Genomic DNA, 18,559 nt, shown 5'->3' with positions numbered 1-18,559 from the left:
CATGTCTGATGTAACTGCCATTGAACAATTTGTAAAGCAATATAAAAGCTTAAAAAGTGAAATAGCCAAAGTAATTGTTGGCCAAGATGATGTGGTCAATCAAATTTTAATCTCTATTTTTTCAGGAGGGCATTCATTGCTTATTGGTGTGCCTGGTTTGGCAAAAACCTTAATGGTAAATACTATTGCACAGGCTTTGGGGTTAGATTTTAAACGGATTCAGTTTACACCAGATTTAATGCCCAGTGATATTTTGGGTAGCGAAATACTGGATGAAGACCGTCATTTTAAATTCATCAAGGGACCAATTTTTTCCAATATCATTTTGGCTGATGAGATTAACAGAACACCTCCAAAAACTCAAGCTGCTTTGTTGGAAGCTATGCAAGAGCGTGCTGTTACCGTGGCTGGTCATCATTATAAACTGGATTTGCCATATTTTGTTTTGGCAACCCAAAACCCTATTGAGCAGGAAGGAACTTATCCGCTTCCTGAGGCACAATTAGATCGTTTTATGTTTGCCATTTATTTGGATTATCCATCCTTTGACGAGGAGGTTGAAGTGGTTAAAGCTACTACGGCCGATACACAGCTAAAGGTAAATGCGCTTTTTTCGGCACAACAAATTATAGATTTTCAGCATTTAATTCGTCGTATTCCGGTGGCCGATAATGTTATTGAGTATGCCGTTAGTATGGTTGGCAAAACCAGACCAAATTCTGATGCAGCTCCGGAATTGGTTAAAACCTATATTGATTGGGGTGCGGGGCCAAGAGCTTCGCAGAACTTGATTTTGGCGGCCAAGACGCATGCTGCAATCCATGGTAAGTTTTCGCCAGATATTGAAAACGTTCAAGCTGTGGCGCACAGTATTTTAAGGCATAGAATCATAAAAAATTACAAAGCTGAGGCCGAGGGCATTTCAGAAGAACAAATCATTAAGAGTTTGTTTTAGGCAAATTCAAATAGTTTATCACAACAACCATCATTTTTATTGTTGTTTTGGTGCTGTTGCTTCTACTCATGTATAGGTTAAAAAATTGGTTTTTTCACCAGAAATTTAACAATAACCAGTAACGTTTTTTAGGATTCCGGCTATTTTATTGGCTACTATAAAATTGATTTTGATTTATCACATAAATTGAGCTTGATAAATCATCATTTTTCTACCTCTTTTTTAAAAAAACCTTTAACCATATCAAATAGTAATGACACTATCATAATTTGATATTATTGCACGAGTTAATCGAAGTTTTATTTAAAAAAAATGCTTTAATTTTGGTATTTTGCAACACTTTTGCAAAACTAAAAAAACACGAAAACGATATCGATGGCTTTTTACGATTAAGAGGACATTGTTTTTTTCTAAACAGTAGAGTCTTAAAGAAAAGTCTTTAAAATTGAAAAGAAACCTAACTATGAATAATTACAACGATTACATCAAGGAAATCGAAGAAAGGAAAGCCAAAGGCTTGCATCCTAAGCCAATTGAAAGTGCTGAACTACTTGCTGAAATAATAACGCAAATTAAAGATTTAAGCAATCCATACAGAGAAGATTCGCTTAAATTTTTCATTTACAATGTTGTGCCCGGAACTACCGGGGCAGCAGGGGTTAAGGCTAAGTTTTTAAAAGAGATTATTCTTGGTGATGCCGTTGTTGCAGAAATAACGCCAACATTTGCGTTTGAACTGTTGTCGCACATGAAAGGTGGGCCTTCAATTAAGGTTCTACTAGATATTGCTTTAGGTTCCGATTCTGAACTTGCCAAACAAGCTGCTGAAGTTTTAAAAACACAGGTGTTCTTATACGAGGCAGATACAGCTCGTTTAAAAGAAGCCTTTGAAGCAGGAAATCCTATCGCGAAAGATATAATTGAGAGTTACGCCAATGCAGAGTTCTTTACAAAACTTCCTGAAGTAGAAGAGAAGATAGACATTGTTACTTTCATAGCAGGTACAGGTGATATTTCTACCGATTTACTTTCACCTGGTGCTGATGCACACTCTCGTTCAGACAGAGAATTACATGGCCAATGTATTTTTGAGCACAACAAAGACATGCAGAAAGCTCTTTCTGAGTTGAAAGCAAAACACCCTGATAAGCGTGTGATGTTAATCGCCGAAAAAGGAACAATGGGTGTAGGTTCTTCAAGAATGTCTGGTGTAAATAACGTGGCACTTTGGACAGGTATTCAGGCTAGCCCTTATGTGCCGTTCATTAACATTGCGCCAATCATTGCTGGTACAAACGGTATTTCACCAATTTTCCTTACAACAGTTGGTGTTACGGGAGGTATTGGTATTGACCTAAAAAACTGGGTTAAGAAAACAGATGCTAATGGTAAAACTGTTGTTGATGCAAATGGTGATCCTGTTTTAGAGCAAGTATATTCCGTAGAAACAGGAACAGTTTTAACCATCAACACAAAAACAAAAAAACTATACCACGGTGATAAAGAACTGAAAGATATTTCAGCAGCACTAACGCCACAAAAAATGGAATTCATCAAAGCAGGTGGTTCTTACGCTGTGGTATTTGGAAAAAAATTACAAACGTTTGCTGCTAAAGTTTTAGGTGTTGAAGCACCGGTTGTTTATGCGCCGTCAAAAGAAATTTCTATCGATGGTCAAGGCCTTACAGCGGTTGAGAAAATCTTCAACAAAAATGCAGTTGGAACTACCCCAGGTAAAACATTGCATGCGGGTTCTGATGTTCGTGTAGAGGTAAATATTGTTGGTTCACAAGATACCACAGGGTTGATGACTTCCCAAGAACTTGAAGCCATGGCTGCTACAACTATATCTCCAATTGTTGATGGAGCTTACCAATCTGGATGTCACACAGCTTCTGTTTGGGATGATAAATCCAAAGCGAACATTCCTAAGTTAATGAAGTTTATGAACGACTTCGGTTTAATTACTGGTCGCGATCCAAAAGGAGTTTACCACGCCATGACCGATGTAATTCACAAGGTGCTTAATGATATTACGATTGACGATTGGGCCATCATAATTGGAGGCGACTCACATACGCGTATGTCTAAAGGTGTTGCGTTTGGCGCAGATTCAGGTACCGTTGCTCTAGCTTTAGCAACTGGGGAGGCAACTATGCCAATTCCAGAGTCTGTGAAAGTTACGTTTAAGGGTGACATGAGAAGTTACATGGACTTCCGAGATGTGGTTCACGCTACGCAACAACAAATGTTGAAGCAGTTTGGTGGAGAGAATGTTTTCCAAGGCAGAATTATTGAAGTTCATATAGGTACGTTAACATCCGATCAAGCCTTTACATTTACAGATTGGACTGCAGAAATGAAAGCGAAAGCTTCAATTTGTATTTCAGAAGATGATACCTTAATTGAATCTTTGGAGATTGCAAAAGATCGTATCCAAATCATGATTGAAAAAGGTATGGATAACGACAAGCAAGTCCTTCAAGGTTTAGTAGATAAAGCAAACAAGAGAATCCAAGAAATTAAAACAGGTATCAAACCAGCGTTAAGACCAGATGCCAATGCAAAATATTATGCAGAGGTTGTGGTTGATTTAGATCAGATTGCTGAGCCAATGATTGCCGATCCAGATGTAAATAATGAAGATGTTTCTAAACGTTATACCCATGATACTATTCGTCCTCTTTCATATTACGGTGGAACCAAAAAAGTAGATCTAGGTTTTGTAGGTTCTTGTATGGTGCATAAGGGAGATATGAAAATCTTAGCACAAATGTTAAAGAACATCGAAGCGCAACAAGGAAAAGTTGAATTTAAAGCGCCTTTAGTTGTTGCACCGCCAACTTACAATATTGTAGATGAATTAAAAGCTGAGGGCGATTGGGCAGTATTGGAAAAATACTCAGGCTTTGTGTTTGATGATAACGCACCAAAAGCGGCAGCACGTACCAAGTATGAAAATATGCTTTACTTAGAGCGCCCAGGTTGTAACCTTTGTATGGGTAACCAGGAAAAAGCAGAGCCAGGTGATACGGTAATGGCAACTTCTACGCGTTTGTTCCAAGGTCGAGTGGTAAAAGATTCAGGAGAGAAGAAAGGTGAATCATTATTGTCTTCAACGCCAGTGGTAGTGCTTTCTACAATTTTGGGAAGAACTCCTACCATGAAAGAGTATGAAGCGGCTGTTGATGGTATCGTTTTAACAAAATTCAAGCCATCCCAAAAACAATTAATCAACGCTTAAACCTTTTTTACCATTATAATCTAAAAGCCCAAATCACCAGATTTGGGCTTTTTATATTTCCTATGACTAAGATTTTTAGTATTTTAGTAAGGAATGAAAAGTTTAACATTGAAAAAATAAAAAATACATATGGCATTTGACATTGACATGATAAAAGGTGTTTATTCCACCATCGGGGAACGCGTAAATAAGGCCCGTGAGATTGTAGGGAAACCATTAACGTTATCTGAAAAGATTCTGTACGCCCATTTATGGGACGGTAACCCAACAAAAGCATATGTAAGAGGAAAGGATTATGTTGATTTTGCTCCTGATAGAATTGCGTGTCAGGATGCTACGGCACAAATGGCGCTATTGCAATTCATGCAGGCTGGAAAAAGTAAAGTGGCTGTGCCGACTACGGTACATTGTGATCATCTAATTCAAGCGAAGGAAGGCGCTGCGGCAGATTTAAAACATGCCAATAGTGTAAGTAGCGAAGTATTTAAGTTCCTAGAATCTGTTTCAAATAAATATGGCATTGGATTTTGGAAACCGGGTGCTGGTATTATTCACCAAGTAGTTTTAGAAAATTATGCATTTCCAGGAGGAATGATGATAGGTACCGATTCACATACAGTTAATGCTGGTGGGCTGGGCATGGTAGCCATTGGTGTTGGTGGGGCAGATGCCGTTGATGTTATGGCTGGCATGGCTTGGGAATTGAAATTTCCAAAATTGATAGGTGTAAAGTTAACAGGTAAGTTATCGGGATGGACAGCACCAAAAGACGTTATTTTGAAAGTAGCCGAAATTCTTACCGTCAAAGGGGGAACAGGTGCTATTGTGGAATATTTTGGTCCAGGAGCAACAGCAATGTCTTGTACTGGTAAAGGAACTATTTGTAACATGGGTGCCGAAATTGGGGCAACTACTTCTACTTTTGGATACGACGAATCAATGGAGCGCTATTTACGTTCTACCGATAGAGAAGATGTGGCGGATGCGGCGAATACTGTTAAAGAACATTTAACCGCCGATGCTGATGTTTATGCGAATCCTGAACAATATTTTGATCAAGTTATTGAAATTAATTTATCGGAATTAGGGCCACTTTTAAATGGACCGTTTACACCAGACTTATCTACAGAAGTAGGTGAAGCAATGGCCAAAAAGGCAAAAGCCAATGATTGGCCAATTAAAGTTGAATGGGGCTTGATTGGATCTTGTACCAATTCTTCTTACGAAGATTTATCAAGAGCATCCTCAATAGCCCAACAGGCATTGGATAAAAATTTAAAAACAAAGGCTGAGTTCGGTATCAATCCTGGTTCAGAGCAAGTGCGTTACACCGCTGAACGTGATGGTATTCTTCAAGTTTTTGAAAAGTTGGATGCTAAAATATTCACTAATGCCTGTGGGCCATGTATTGGGCAATGGGCAAGATATAGCGATCCTAAAAACGCGCCAAAAAACAGCATCGTGCATTCGTTCAATAGAAACTTTGCAAAACGTGCAGATGGAAACCCAAACACACATGCATTTGTAGCTTCACCTGAATTAACTGCGGCCATTGCCATTGCTGGTCGTTTGGATTTCAATCCTTTAAAGGATAAATTAATCAATGAAAATGGTGAGGAAGTTATGCTGGATGAACCAACAGGATGGGAATTACCTCCAAAAGGTTTTGAGGTAAAAGACAATGGTTATTTGGCTCCTGAAGAAGATGGTAGCCATGTTAATGTTGTGGTGAAAGAAGGCTCAGAACGCTTACAGTTACTAACACCGTTTGAGCCTATTGGGGATTCAATCACTGGTGCGAAATTATTGATCAAAGCTTTTGGAAAATGTACTACAGATCATATTTCTATGGCAGGGCCTTGGTTGCGTTTTAGAGGACATTTGGATAATATCGCCAACAATACTTTAATTGGTGCGGTAAACGCATTCAACCAAAAAACAAATTTTGTAAAAAATCAATTAACTGGAGAATATGGTGGTGTTCCAGATGTTCAGCGTGAATATAAAAAGGCTGGTATTAAAACCGTAGTTGTTGGAGACCATAATTATGGAGAAGGTTCATCACGTGAGCATGCGGCTATGCAACCAAGACATTTGGGCGTGGCTGCTGTAATTGTGAAATCGTTTGCGAGAATACACGAAACAAATCTTAAAAAACAAGGAATGTTGGCACTGACTTTCGCCAATGAAAACGATTATGATTTAATTCAAGAAGATGACACCTTCAATTTTTTAGATTTAAATGAATTTGCTCCAGATAAGCAATTGACTGTAGAAGTAGTGCATACCGATGGAAGCAAAGACATCATAAAACTGAACCACACTTATAACGCTGCACAAATTGAGTGGTATAAGGCAGGTTCAGCTTTAAATTTGATAAAGAAACAAAATGCTTAATTTAAAGGGTGACGATCCAAATAAAATGCTTTTAAAATCCAGCAAAAATGCTGGATTTTTTTACGTTAAACTTTATATAAAAATCTTATAATTGTATTTTTACCAAAACACCTTATCATGAATTCTAGAGCCGCTCAGCTTAAAGCCTTTGATAGATTATTAACCATTATGGATGAACTTCGGGAGCAATGCCCTTGGGATAAAAAGCAAACCATGGAAACTTTGCGGCACCTCACAATAGAAGAGACTTACGAACTCGGCGATGCCATTTTGGATAATGATTTGGAGGAGGTGAAAAAGGAGCTTGGCGATGTACTGCTTCATATAGTATTTTACTCAAAAATTGGCAGTGAAACCAACGACTTTGACATTGCTGATGTTTGCAACAGTATTTGTGATAAATTAATCAGCAGGCACCCCCATATTTATAGTGATGTTAAGGTGGAAAACGAAGAAGATGTAAAACGAAATTGGGAAAATTTAAAACTAAAAGAAGGCAAAAGAAGCGTTTTGGAAGGAGTTCCAAATAGTTTGCCGGCGTTGGTGAAGGCCAATCGTATTCAAGAAAAAGTGGCAGGAGTTGGTTTTGATTGGGAAGCACCAAATCAGGTTTGGGAAAAAGTGGAAGAAGAGTTAAGTGAACTAAAGGAAGAAGTGGAAAACGGAAACAAAGACGCTATGGAAAGTGAGTATGGTGATGTGCTGTTTTCGATGGTAAATTATGCCCGTTTTTTAGGTATAAACCCAGAAAATGCGCTAGAACGTACCAATAAAAAATTCTCAAAGCGATTTCAATATCTAGAGGAAAAAGCAAATGGACTCAACAAACCATTAAAAGAAATGACCCTCGCTGAAATGGATGTATTTTGGGAAGAAGCTAAAAATCTTTAGCTGTAATTTTGGTTTTAATTAATGCTTAAGTCCATTTTGTATAAAATAAAAGTATATGAAAAACAGAATAATTATTCTTTTGTTGTTAATAAGTTTAAGCGGTGTTGCGCAAAACGGGCAAGAATATTTTCCTTCAGATCAATTAACAACCGTTGGGGCATATTATTATCCTGAACATTGGGAACCATCACAATGGAACAGGGATTTGAAAAAAATGGCCGATATGGGTTTTGAATTTACCCATTTCGCCGAATTTGCTTGGGCACAATTGGAACCGCAAGAAGGTGTTTATGATTTTGATTGGTTGGACAAGGCGGTTGATATTGCGGCAAAAAATAATCTAAAGGTGATTATGTGTACCTCTACGGCAACACCACCCGTATGGTTAGTTCGCAAATACCCTGAGGTATTGTTAACTCGTGAAGATGGTACAAAATTAGACCATGGTTCTAGGCAGCATGCCTCTTTTTCAAATGAATTTTACCGTAAATATGCATTAAAAATGATTGCTAAATTGGCTAAACATTATGGTAATGATAATCGCATTATGGGCTGGCAGTTAGATAATGAGCCACGCTCAACCTCAGATTATGGGCCTGATGCAACAATACGTTTTCGCAATTGGTTAAAAAATAAATACAAAACTATTGAAGATTTAAACAAAGCCTGGGGAACAAATTTTTGGAGTGGGACTTACAACAATTTCTCTGAAATTAATATTCCTACCTATAATCAATGGGGAATAAACTTATACCAAAAACTTGACCATAGCAGGTTTGCTGATTCAGAAACCGCTTCTTTTCTAGATGAACAAGCTACAACCATTAAAAAATATGCAAATAGAAGCCAATGGATTACCAGTAATTATATACCTATGTACGATGCCCGTTTTATAGGTGGAAGTAAAGAACTTGATTTTATCTCGTACACCCGTTATATGGTTTATGGAGAAAGTAAAGGCATTGGGTTAAAAGGGTATCGAGTTGGCGATTATTTAAGAATCGCTATGGCAAACGACTATTTTAGACCTATAAGTCCGCTTTATGGTGTTATGGAATTGCAACCGGGCCAGGTAAATTGGGGCAGTATCAATTCACAACCTTTACCCGGAGCAGTACATTTATGGTTGTGGCATGTGTTTTCTGGAGGCAGCAAATTTGCATGTACCTACCGTTTTAGGGCACCTATTTATGGATTTGAACAATACCATTATGGTATTATTGGACCAGACGGGGTAACGCCTACAAATGGAGGGTTGGAGTATAAAAAATTTATAGATGAAATCAATTTATTGAGGGAAAAAATTACTTCTTCTAAAGTTCCAAAAGAGTACTTAAAGCGTAAAACAGCTATTTTGTACAATCCGGATAATACTGTGGCCATTGACCAAAATAAACAAACAACAGCTTGGAATACAGAAAAGCATGTGTTGAAATATTATAAATCCCTAAAATCGTTTGGTGCTCCGGTAGATTTTATAAGAGATACAATGGATTTTTCTAAATACCCTGTAATTATAGCACCTGCATACCAACAAATGGGGCTGAAACTTATTGGCAAATTAAAAGATTATGTGCAAAAAGGCGGAAATTTGGTTATGTCTTGCCGTACAGGGCATCAAGATGAATTTGGACATCTTTGGGAAGCTAAGCACGCCAAGCCTATATATGAATTGATAGGAGGAGAGATTCCTTTTTATGATCTTCTTCAACCATATGCTTCAGACAGCATTACTATGGACAACCAAAAATATGCATGGTCCATTTGGGGAGATGTGTTGATGCCCAATGGCAAAACAGATACCTGGGCAACTTATGAAGGTGATTTTTATGAAGGCAAATCTGCGGTTACGTTCAATAAGTTAGGAAAAGGCACGGTAACCTATGTAGGGGCCGATAGTAATTCTGGTGATTTAGAACAGGCAGTTTTAAACAAGCTTTACAAGAAACTTGGTATTTCGGTTGAAAGTTATCCTGAAGGTGTAATCGTAGAATATAGGGATGGTTTAGGAATAGCCATGAACTATTCAGATACGTCTTATAAAATGGAACTCTCTGCAAAGAATGAAATTTTATTAGGTAATGAAGAAATTAAAACTGCTGGGGTTTTGGTCTGGAAAATTGATTAGATAACGAAAAAGCTGCTAGTATTTAATCGTCATAATTTCATGCTTCACCTTAAACATCCTAATTTGGGGATGTGAAAACAGATATTTACTTTATTTTTATTGAAATAATTAAAATGTGATATTAAAACGATTGTACAGATTATGTTATTGCATAACATTTTTGGTGTTTATGGTTCAGCTATCTTGGTGTCAAAATATCGCACCTACATTAACGGCAACAGGCAATCAGCCATATTGTCCACAAAGTCAAATTAATATTGTCACCGATTTTAGTGTTGTTGACCCTGACGATACTGAGATTGAGGCATTTTACATACAAATATCAACGGGTTATGTTCTGGGAGAGGATTCTTTAATTCTCTTAGGGGCTCATCCAAACATTGTTTCTTCATGGAATAGTCTTGAGGGTAAATTAACGTTAACAGGATCAACTTCAATCGAAGTGAGTTATGTTGATTTTATTGCGGCGATAAAAGATATTGTTTTTCAAAGTACGAGTAATAATCCTTCTGATAAGGTTTTTTCAATAACTATAGGAGATGCCAATTACTTACCATTAACAGGTCATTATTATGAATACATTCCAGCTTATGGTATTACATGGGCTGATGCTAGGGTGGCGGCTGAAAACTTAACTTATTTTGGCTTGCAGGGTTATTTGGCAACCATACTTTATCCAGAAGAAGCCCAATTGGCGGGTGAACAAGCTCCAGGTGCTGGTTGGCTGGGAGGGTCAGATGAAGAAACTGAAGGTGTATGGAAGTGGGTAACAGGACCAGAAGCTGGCACAGTTTTTTGGAATGGGGGTAATAATGGCTCAACTCCAAATTATGCAAATTGGAATATCAATCAACCGGATAATGCTCATGGTGGTCCAGGAGAGGATTATCTTCACATAACCGATCCATCTATCGGTATCAGGGGTGCATGGAATGATTTAAGAATTGCGGGAGATGATCCCCCGGGACCTTATCACCCCAAGGGATTTATTGTGGAGTATGGAGGAATGCCAGGAGATCCTATTATAAATATAGCGGCCAGTACAAGTATTTATACACCATCAATTATTGATAGTACCCCAGGAAGTGTTTGTGGTAGCGGAACTGTTAGTTTATCGGCAACTGCTTCAAGCGGAGATATTTTGTGGTTTGATGTCCCAACAGGAGGGACTCCATTATTCAGTGGTCAAAATTTTACAACTCAAGTGATAAATATCACAACAACCTATTACTTGTTGGCCTCAGAAAATGGATGTATGGAAGGTGTCAGGGTACCCATAGTCGCAACTGTATATGCAGAACCAACATATCAATCGAATATTACTTTTAAGAATTGTGACGCAGATAGTGTCCCAAATGATGGCTTTACCAATTTTAACTTGGAAGAGGTTAATGATATTATAACAAATAATAATTCTGATGGGCTTTATTTTTCCTATCATCTAACTTATCTAGACGCAGATTCAAACACAAACAGTATAACATTCCCCAACTCGTATAATAATTCTAATGGCAATACCGTATATGTTAGAATATTTAATGATTTAGGTTGTCATGTTGTATCCACTGTTGATTTGGAAATAACAACAACTTCTTTTTCCCCAAACTATTTTGAATTGCTTCAATCATGTGATGACAGTACTGAAGATGGCTTTTTTGAATTTGACTTGGAGCAAATGTCGCCTTTGTTTATCGCCCAGTTTCCATCAGGACAAAATCTGAGCGTACATTATTTTGAAAATTTAGAAGATGCGCAACTGGAACAAAATGAAATTCTTCTGCCTAGTAATTATGTAAACACTGAACCTTATTCACAGATTTTATACGTTCGTGTTGAAAATGATGATAACGGCGGCTGTTTTGGGATTGGCCCACATTTGATTCTAAACGTTCTTCAAAGACCAGAATTTGGAGTAGATAATTCCGCATTTTATTGTTCAAATGCTCAACCAATAAGAATTCCTGTAGTTAATGCAAAAGGCAATTACACCTATGAATGGCGCGATGAAATGGGAAATATTATAAGCACTGAGTCTTATGCCGATGTGTTTTCTGGAGGCTCGTTCAGTGTAATAGCTACGTCTTCCTTGGGGTGCGAATCATTTCCAGTTACTTTTTCTGTTGCCGAATCTGGTTTTGCCGAAATAACTTTGGAAGATATAACTATTGTTGATGCATCCGAAAATAACACCATAACCATAAACAATACCAGTAATAACCTCGGAATTGGGGATTATGAGTTTGCCCTTGATGACGAAGAAGGGTACTATCAAGATACTCCTTTTTTCGACAGAGTTCAACCAGGATCCCATATGATTTATGTAAGGGATAAAAACGGTTGCGGCGTAACGTCAATAGAAGTTTTTATTCTTGGTTTCCCTAAGTTTTTTACACCAAACAGTGATGGTTATAATGATTTTTGGCAGGTTGAAGGTTTAGGTTCAGATTTCAATACCAACAAATCTAAAATAAGTATTTATGATCGATATGGAAAACTAATCAAGCAACTTACGGCAAAAAGTGGTGCTTGGGACGGTACTTTAAACGGGCAAGACCTTCCAAATTCTGATTATTGGTTTGTAGCTGAGTTGGTGAAACTATCAGGTGAATTGAAAACCTATCGGGGGCACTTCAGTTTAATTAGGTAAAGAGATCTTGAATCAGTACAATTCTTTTATTTTACTAAGTTTATTTTTCCAAAGTTTTAAAGATTCCTTGTGTTCCTTGATGTTGTTTTTCACTTCTTTTACAACAGGATTATCGTCTTCAACATTAGTGAAGAATTGCAAATTGTTTTCCAATTGATTTATTTGACTTTTTACTTCATCAATTTTTTTGCGGATAAATGCACGTTCATTGTCCAAATTTCTGCTATCCTCAGAGGCATTTAAAACATCAAGCTTGTTTTCAAACTTAATCATTTCAACCTCATTCTTGGCCATTTTTAAACCAGTTAGAAGTTGGTCAATGGTTTTTTGGAATTTCCCTTCAATAAAACGTTTGTCGTTTGGAACTTTACCAAGGTTTTGCCATTCGCTAATCTGCTCCTTTATAAGGTCTACACTTTTGTCCTTGTCTTTTGGCAATTTCAAATCTTTTAATTTGTCCAAAAGCTCATTCTTTTTATTGTAAGCTTCAACTTGTTCTTTGCTGGCTGCATTTCGTTTGGCATGTATACGGTCAAAGTAATGGTTACAAGCTGCTTTAAAGCGTTTCCATATTTTGTCGCTATCTTTTCTAGGCACATGACCAATTTTTTTCCAATCGCTTTGGATTTTCTTCATCAGCGGGGTGACTGTCTCGAAATCTTCACTATCCTTGTTATCTTCAGCTATTTTAATTAAATCGAGTTTTAACTGAAGATTACTATATTGGTCTTTTTTAAGTCCTTTATAAAATGCATTCTTTTGTCGGTTGAAGGTTCTAACAGTTTCTTTGAATTTTGCCCAAGTATCTTCGTTAACTTTTATAGGAACCTTTCCAGCATTAAAAAAAGCATCCCGTAATTCTTCAACAGCCCTAATTTTCTTTTGCCAAGCACCGTGCGTATTGCTTTCTTGTGCAGTTACATTATCAATTTGGGAAATAATTTCAAGCTTTTTTTCTAGATTCTTTTCGTAAACTTTATCTATTTCTTGGTAATACAGTTGGCGTTTGTCATTTATTATTTTGGTTGCTGCCTTAAAGCGTTCCCAAATCTCTTCCCTATGCTCCCTAGCTACAGGACCCAGCTCTTCTTTCCACATTTTGTGTAATTCCTGCAACTCTCTAAAAGCGTGCATCACGTTGTCGTCTTTGGTCAATTCTTCCGCACGCTCAATAATAAGTAACTTTTTTTCAAGATTATGTTTGAAATCAAGATCGCGTAAATCCCTGTTCAAATGTAAAAAGTCGTAAAACATTTCTACATGGTGGTGGTAGCTGTTCCAAGCATTGTTGTATTTGTCACGTGGAATTGGCCCCGTATTTCTCCAGCGTTCTTGCAGTTCTTTAAAGTGCTTGTAGGTAGTGTTTATGTTTTCTTCAACATCAATTAAGCCCTTTAATTCTTCGATAATCTCCAATTTATCTGCGAGATTTTGTTTTAGGTTTTTCTCTAAACTTTGATAATGCTCATTAAGTTTTTTTCTGTATTCTCTGTAGGCTGCTTTAAACCGTTTTTGAACGGGTGAAGAATAATAAAAATCTATCTCGTGGCCTCCATCGTTTACGAAATCTTCTTTTTTCTCGTCGATTAAAGCCTGTAATTTAGTTTTGAATTCTGAATTTATACTGTTTACATGGTTTCTAATGGCTTGTACCTTTTCATTTTTTAGGAGCCTTTCCAGTTCAATGGCCAATGCTTCCAGCGACATGGTGTCGTATTCCTTTACCTCAATTTTATGTCTGTCTTTGTTGCCTTCATCTTCTGCGTCTTCTGCGTTGGACTCCTCAATTTCATTTAGAACCTCGTCGTGTTCATCTAAATTTTTGACAGAATGCGTCTTGTCTTCCTCAAGCTTTTCTTCAGCAGTTTTAGCGACTACCTCGTTGGATTGAGCATCTGTATGAGATGTTTCTTCAACAGTTTTGTTGGTATCCAACCCCGTCGAATTCTCGTTGAGATTGGTTTCTTCAGCTCCTTCTGCGTTATGCAGTTTATTTATGTCAGACATTTTAAAAAATGTTAAGGTTCATTTCACTCATTAGAACTTTAAAGATACTAACAAGTAAAGTATTTACAAAGAGGTTGAAGATTTTTAGTTGTAATATGGTAGGTTTTATTCAATATCCCATATAGACCAAGCCTTTTCGGCCTGCAATTTTAGCATGTTTAGTCCATTTATAATGGTTGATCCATTTCGTTTACCAAGGCTTAAAAATTTAGTTTCTTTAGGGTTGTAAATGAGATCGAACAAAATATGCTTTTCAGTTATAGCATTGTAGGGAATATCTGGGCAAACATCAATATTTGGGAATGTGCCAAGCGGCGTGCAATTGATTATAATTTGATGGTTTTCAATATCTTGTGGAGTTAAGGTTTCATAACTAAAAGCAATACCGTTTGAAAGCTTTCTCGATACATATTGATAAGAAATACCTAATTCTTTGAGGCTATAAGCAATTGCTTTGCTAGCACCTCCAGTACCTAAAATCAAAGCGCTTTGGTGGTGTTTTTTTAGAAACGGTTCCAACGATTTTTTAAAGCCATAGCAATCTGTATTATAGCCCACCATATGACCTTTTTTTGTAATTTTAATGGTGTTGACTGCACCAATTTCTTTGGCCTTTTTGCTTAGTTTATCCAGATAAGGAATAACCTGCTCTTTGTACGGAATGGTAACATTTAATCCCTTTAAGCCTTTGGTGTTCTTTATTATAGAGGGAAAAAGATCAATACTTTGAATATCGAAGTTTTCATAGGAAGTATTGTCAATACCTTCGTCTTCAAATTTTTTTTTGAAGTATGCTTTTGAAAATGAATAGGATATATTTCTTCCTAAAAGGCCTAATTTGTTCATTTAATTTTTCTGGTTTTTTGTCCGTACCATTCCAGGGCCAAAACTATTAAAATTCCCAGAATTATAAAACCAATGGCGTAGTATGTTTCAGTGTCCCATTCTGGTAAATAGCGTTGGTAGTTTTTTATAACTTTTTTGCCAGCAGAATCCAGTAATAAGCTACCATCAGCGGCAACTTTGTATATGCTCTTTTTCCATGGCCAAACAACGCCCAATGAGCCAATAATGAACCCTATAATTGATGCAAGAGTAATACTTTTAAAGTGTTTAAGAATATAGCTTAATGCATGAGAGAAGGTAACCAAACCGGTAAAAGAACCCAAGGTGAAAATCCCCAAAACCTCCAGCATTCTAATCCGCTCTCTATTGTTGATAAAACTGAAATCGCCTGAAAAAATATCAGAAAAAGTATCGTATAAAGCATTAACAGAATCTACCAAAAGCAATACATAGTTGCCCAAAAGAATTAAAATAAACGATCCTGAAAAACCGGGCAAAGTCATGCCAGAAACACTAATAATACCGCAGAAAAAAACAAACCATAAGTTATCATTTTCCGTGGCAGGATTTAAAAAGCTAATACTGGCTCCCAATATAATACCAATCGCTAAGCTTATGTAGGTTTTATAGTTCCAGTCATTAAAATCTTTATTAATATAATAGATGGAGCCAATAATCATTCCGAAAAAAACACTCCAAACATATAGTTCATAATGTTCGATTAAGAAGTCCAAAACCTTGGAGACGCTGAAATAGCTGACAATCATTCCGAAGAAAAGCAGCGCCAAAAAACGGCCATTTACATATCGGTAAAAACTATTAAACCTTCCGTTAAAAAGCAACAAAAAGGCCTTTCGGTTTATTTTTTTTAACGAATAGATGAACTCCTCATAAAAACCAGCCACAAAAGCAACCACACCACCAGAAACCCCGGGAACCTTATTAGCTGCACCCATTCCCAGTCCTTTTAGAATCAGGAATATTTTGTCTCTGAGTGTTCTGGTGCTTTGCATGTTTATTTTTTAGAACCTAATCTTTCCAGAATAAAAATAGTTAAAAACCCTAAAACCATTAAAATTATGGCAAATGCTAATTGATTGTTGCCTTCAAAAGCAAGCGGAGAAATACTTTCTTGTAACAATGGAGTCTTAATTCCATTTGAATTGGTGTGCCAAGTTAGTGTATTTTTCCATGGCCAGACCCTGTTTAGAGATCCAAAAATAAAACCCGTCAACACAGCCAAAGTTATATTGTGAAAGTGTTTGAACAACCATTTTAAAACGTGGCTAAAACTTAACAGCCCAATCACGGCACCAATTATAAAAATCAATAGCTTTTTGAAATCCAAGTCATGAATGGCATTACTCAACGTTTGGTAGGCGCCAAGAATAATAAGTATAAATGAGCCAGAGATACCGGGTAAAATCATGGCGCAAATGGCTATAGCTCCAGCAAAAAAGAGAAATAATGAGTTGTCGTTTGTCGCCAATGTTGGTAATTTACTTATGTAAAACGCTATTACGGCACCAACAAGCAAAGATATGATGGTTGCTAAGTTCCATTTGGTGATTTGTTTGCCCACAAAGTAAATACTGGCAATGATGAGCCCGAAGAAAAACGACCATATTAAAATAGGGTGGTTTTCAAGTAAGTATTTGGCCAACCGCATAAAAGACACAAAACTTATGATGATACCTGAAAGTAACGCAACAATAAAATTTCCATTAAGCTGTATCCAGAAAGGTTTGATGCCTTCTTTAAAAAGGGTTTTAAATAATGATGCATTTACGTTACTAATGGTGGTGATTAATTCTTCGTAAATACCTGAAATAAAAGCTATAGTCCCTCCCGAAACGCCCGGTACAGCATCTGCCGCACCCATAGCTAATCCTTTAAGGGAAATAATTAAATAGTCGATTAAACGTCTTTGCATATTTGGTTTTTTAAGCGAAAACCAAAGGTATGTATTTTAATGGAACGTTTAAGTTATGGATTGGTTTTTAGTAAGTTTTTAACAACCATATTGTTAACAACATCAGGAAAAAGCTCATCAAGTATAAACGAGTAATCTTCGTTTAATTTTATGGCATTTTTTAAATGGAAAATGCCCTTGTTGTTTTGATTTAACGAAAAATATGAGCCGGCTAGACGATACTCAATTTCAGCATTTTCATTATAGAAATCTTGGGCTTGTTCAAAATTAAAAATAGCTGCTTCAAGTTCCCCCAGTTTTATTAATAAATCACCGCGGGACAGCCATGTACTCAATTCGTAATTGCCCAATTCCAGAGTTTTTTTGAAACCGCGCTCTGCTTCTTCGTAAAAATTTAATCGTTGATTGATTTGGGAATACAATTTCCAATATGTAACATTTTCTGGATCAATATTGATGGCTTTGTTGATAAAGTAAAGGGCTTTTTGAAAATCTCCTTTTCTTTTGTAAAATCTGGTGATAGCAATCCAACCTTTATCCAATAGAGGGTCTTCATGTACTGTTCTGTCGTAATATTGAAGAGCCAAATCAAAGTTTTTCAACTTTTCATAGCAGTTGCCAATGCGCAGTAATGCAAATGAAGTTGGTTCGTCCAATTTTAAGGTTATGGAGTAATTTTCTACGGCGTCCTCGTAACGTTTTAGTTTTTCCAATACCTTGCCTCGTTCAAGATACGCACCAACAAAAGTGTCGTCTGAAATAATTGCAAAATCAAAAGCAGTCAATGCTTTGTTGTAGTCTTTTAAAATGAAATATTGTTTGCCCAATTGATGCCAGGCCACTTCACAATAGGGGTTTTTGTCTAAAAAGATGTTCAAATATGAAATGGCATCTTCATTCTGATTTAAAAATTCGAAGCAGTAAATGATATTGTATAACGCTGAATAATCATCTATATCCTCTTCGAGACACTTCATAAAATACATTTTGGCATTTTCATATTCATCAAGAAATAGGTACTCCATGCCGATTAATGAATAGATGTCAACAACATCATCGGTAAGGCTAAGGGCCTGTTTTAAAACATCAATAGCTCTTTGGTGATTATCCTGTTTAGAAAAAATATTGGCTTTTTGGATGTAAATTTCTTCATTGGTAGGGTCAATGCTATAAAGCTCATTTAATAATGTGTTTGCTTGAGGAAACTTATCTTCAAAAACATAGATTTCAACTTTAAAAAGTCTTAAGTTGATAGAGGTGGGATGTTGATCTAAACCTAATTTAATGGCCTTTTTGGCTAGAGCTATTTTGCCTTGGTTTAGATAGTGGTGAATGATGTTTTCAAATTCTTCAGAATCGAAAAACAAAACATGGTTGGTTTTTAACATCGATTCAAACTTGGTGAGCGGTAAGTTATTGTTCTCTTCAGGACTAAACTCCATAGGCAAATTTGTGGGATTTCTACTCGAATAAATTTAAGCTTCTAAATGCTTTTGAATGGAAAATGAAGT

The 18,559-nt window shown here is 36.7% G+C and carries 11 protein-coding genes; 6 read left to right on the top strand and 5 right to left on the bottom strand.

Going from position 1 to position 18,559, the window contains the following annotated elements:
* Position 1: 1 nt before the first annotated feature.
* From WJN01_RS12020 to WJN01_RS11995, 6 genes are all read left to right on the top strand, one after another.
* Positions 2-955: an AAA family ATPase gene (locus WJN01_RS12020; RefSeq protein WP_445197399.1), complete on the top strand. Its 954-nt coding sequence runs from the start codon at positions 2-4 to the stop codon at positions 953-955.
* 463 nt (positions 956-1,418) lie between these two features.
* Positions 1,419-4,199, top strand: a complete 2,781-nt coding sequence (locus WJN01_RS12015; protein WP_445197398.1) for a bifunctional aconitate hydratase 2/2-methylisocitrate dehydratase — start codon at positions 1,419-1,421, stop codon at positions 4,197-4,199.
* A 129-nt stretch (positions 4,200-4,328) separates the two neighbouring features.
* Positions 4,329-6,596 carry an aconitate hydratase gene (locus WJN01_RS12010; protein ID WP_445197397.1) on the top strand — a complete coding sequence of 756 codons (2,268 nt, stop codon included), beginning with the start codon at positions 4,329-4,331 and terminating at the stop codon, positions 6,594-6,596.
* 117 nt (positions 6,597-6,713) lie between these two features.
* Positions 6,714-7,487, top strand: coding sequence for a nucleoside triphosphate pyrophosphohydrolase (mazG, locus tag WJN01_RS12005; RefSeq protein WP_445197396.1), 774 nt, complete (start codon positions 6,714-6,716; stop codon positions 7,485-7,487).
* A gap of 55 nt (positions 7,488-7,542) precedes the next feature.
* Positions 7,543-9,615, top strand: coding sequence for a beta-galactosidase (locus WJN01_RS12000; RefSeq protein WP_445197395.1), 2,073 nt, complete (start codon positions 7,543-7,545; stop codon positions 9,613-9,615).
* 169 nt (positions 9,616-9,784) lie between these two features.
* Positions 9,785-12,262: an FIDD domain-containing protein gene (locus WJN01_RS11995; protein ID WP_445197394.1), complete on the top strand. Its 2,478-nt coding sequence runs from the start codon at positions 9,785-9,787 to the stop codon at positions 12,260-12,262.
* 12 nt (positions 12,263-12,274) lie between these two features.
* Here WJN01_RS11995 and WJN01_RS11990 read toward each other — a convergent pair whose 3' ends face one another.
* From WJN01_RS11990 to WJN01_RS11970, 5 genes are all read right to left on the bottom strand, one after another.
* Positions 12,275-14,269 carry a DUF349 domain-containing protein gene (locus tag WJN01_RS11990; protein WP_445197393.1) on the bottom strand — a complete coding sequence of 665 codons (1,995 nt, stop codon included), beginning with the start codon at positions 14,267-14,269 and terminating at the stop codon, positions 12,275-12,277.
* Between the two features lie 105 nt (positions 14,270-14,374).
* On the bottom strand, positions 14,375-15,115 hold the full coding sequence (locus WJN01_RS11985) for a shikimate dehydrogenase family protein (RefSeq protein WP_445197392.1): 741 nt from the start codon (positions 15,113-15,115) through the stop codon (positions 14,375-14,377).
* Positions 15,112-16,128, bottom strand: coding sequence for a DUF368 domain-containing protein (locus WJN01_RS11980; RefSeq protein WP_445197391.1), 1,017 nt, complete (start codon positions 16,126-16,128; stop codon positions 15,112-15,114). The genes WJN01_RS11985 and WJN01_RS11980 overlap by 4 nt, the downstream gene beginning before the upstream one ends.
* A gap of 2 nt (positions 16,129-16,130) precedes the next feature.
* Positions 16,131-17,048, bottom strand: coding sequence for a polyprenyl-phosphate transporter (locus tag WJN01_RS11975; RefSeq protein WP_445197390.1), 918 nt, complete (start codon positions 17,046-17,048; stop codon positions 16,131-16,133).
* 53 nt (positions 17,049-17,101) lie between these two features.
* Positions 17,102-18,490 carry a tetratricopeptide repeat protein gene (locus WJN01_RS11970; RefSeq protein WP_445197389.1) on the bottom strand — a complete coding sequence of 463 codons (1,389 nt, stop codon included), beginning with the start codon at positions 18,488-18,490 and terminating at the stop codon, positions 17,102-17,104.
* Between the last annotated feature and the right edge of the window lie 69 nt (positions 18,491-18,559).

This window comes from Tamlana sedimenti, from assembly GCF_038148895.1.
In the GTDB taxonomy this organism is placed as follows: domain Bacteria; phylum Bacteroidota; class Bacteroidia; order Flavobacteriales; family Flavobacteriaceae; genus Tamlana.
The sequence above is the reverse complement of the archived record's forward strand: the minus strand, read 5'-3'. Positions and strand labels throughout refer to the sequence as shown.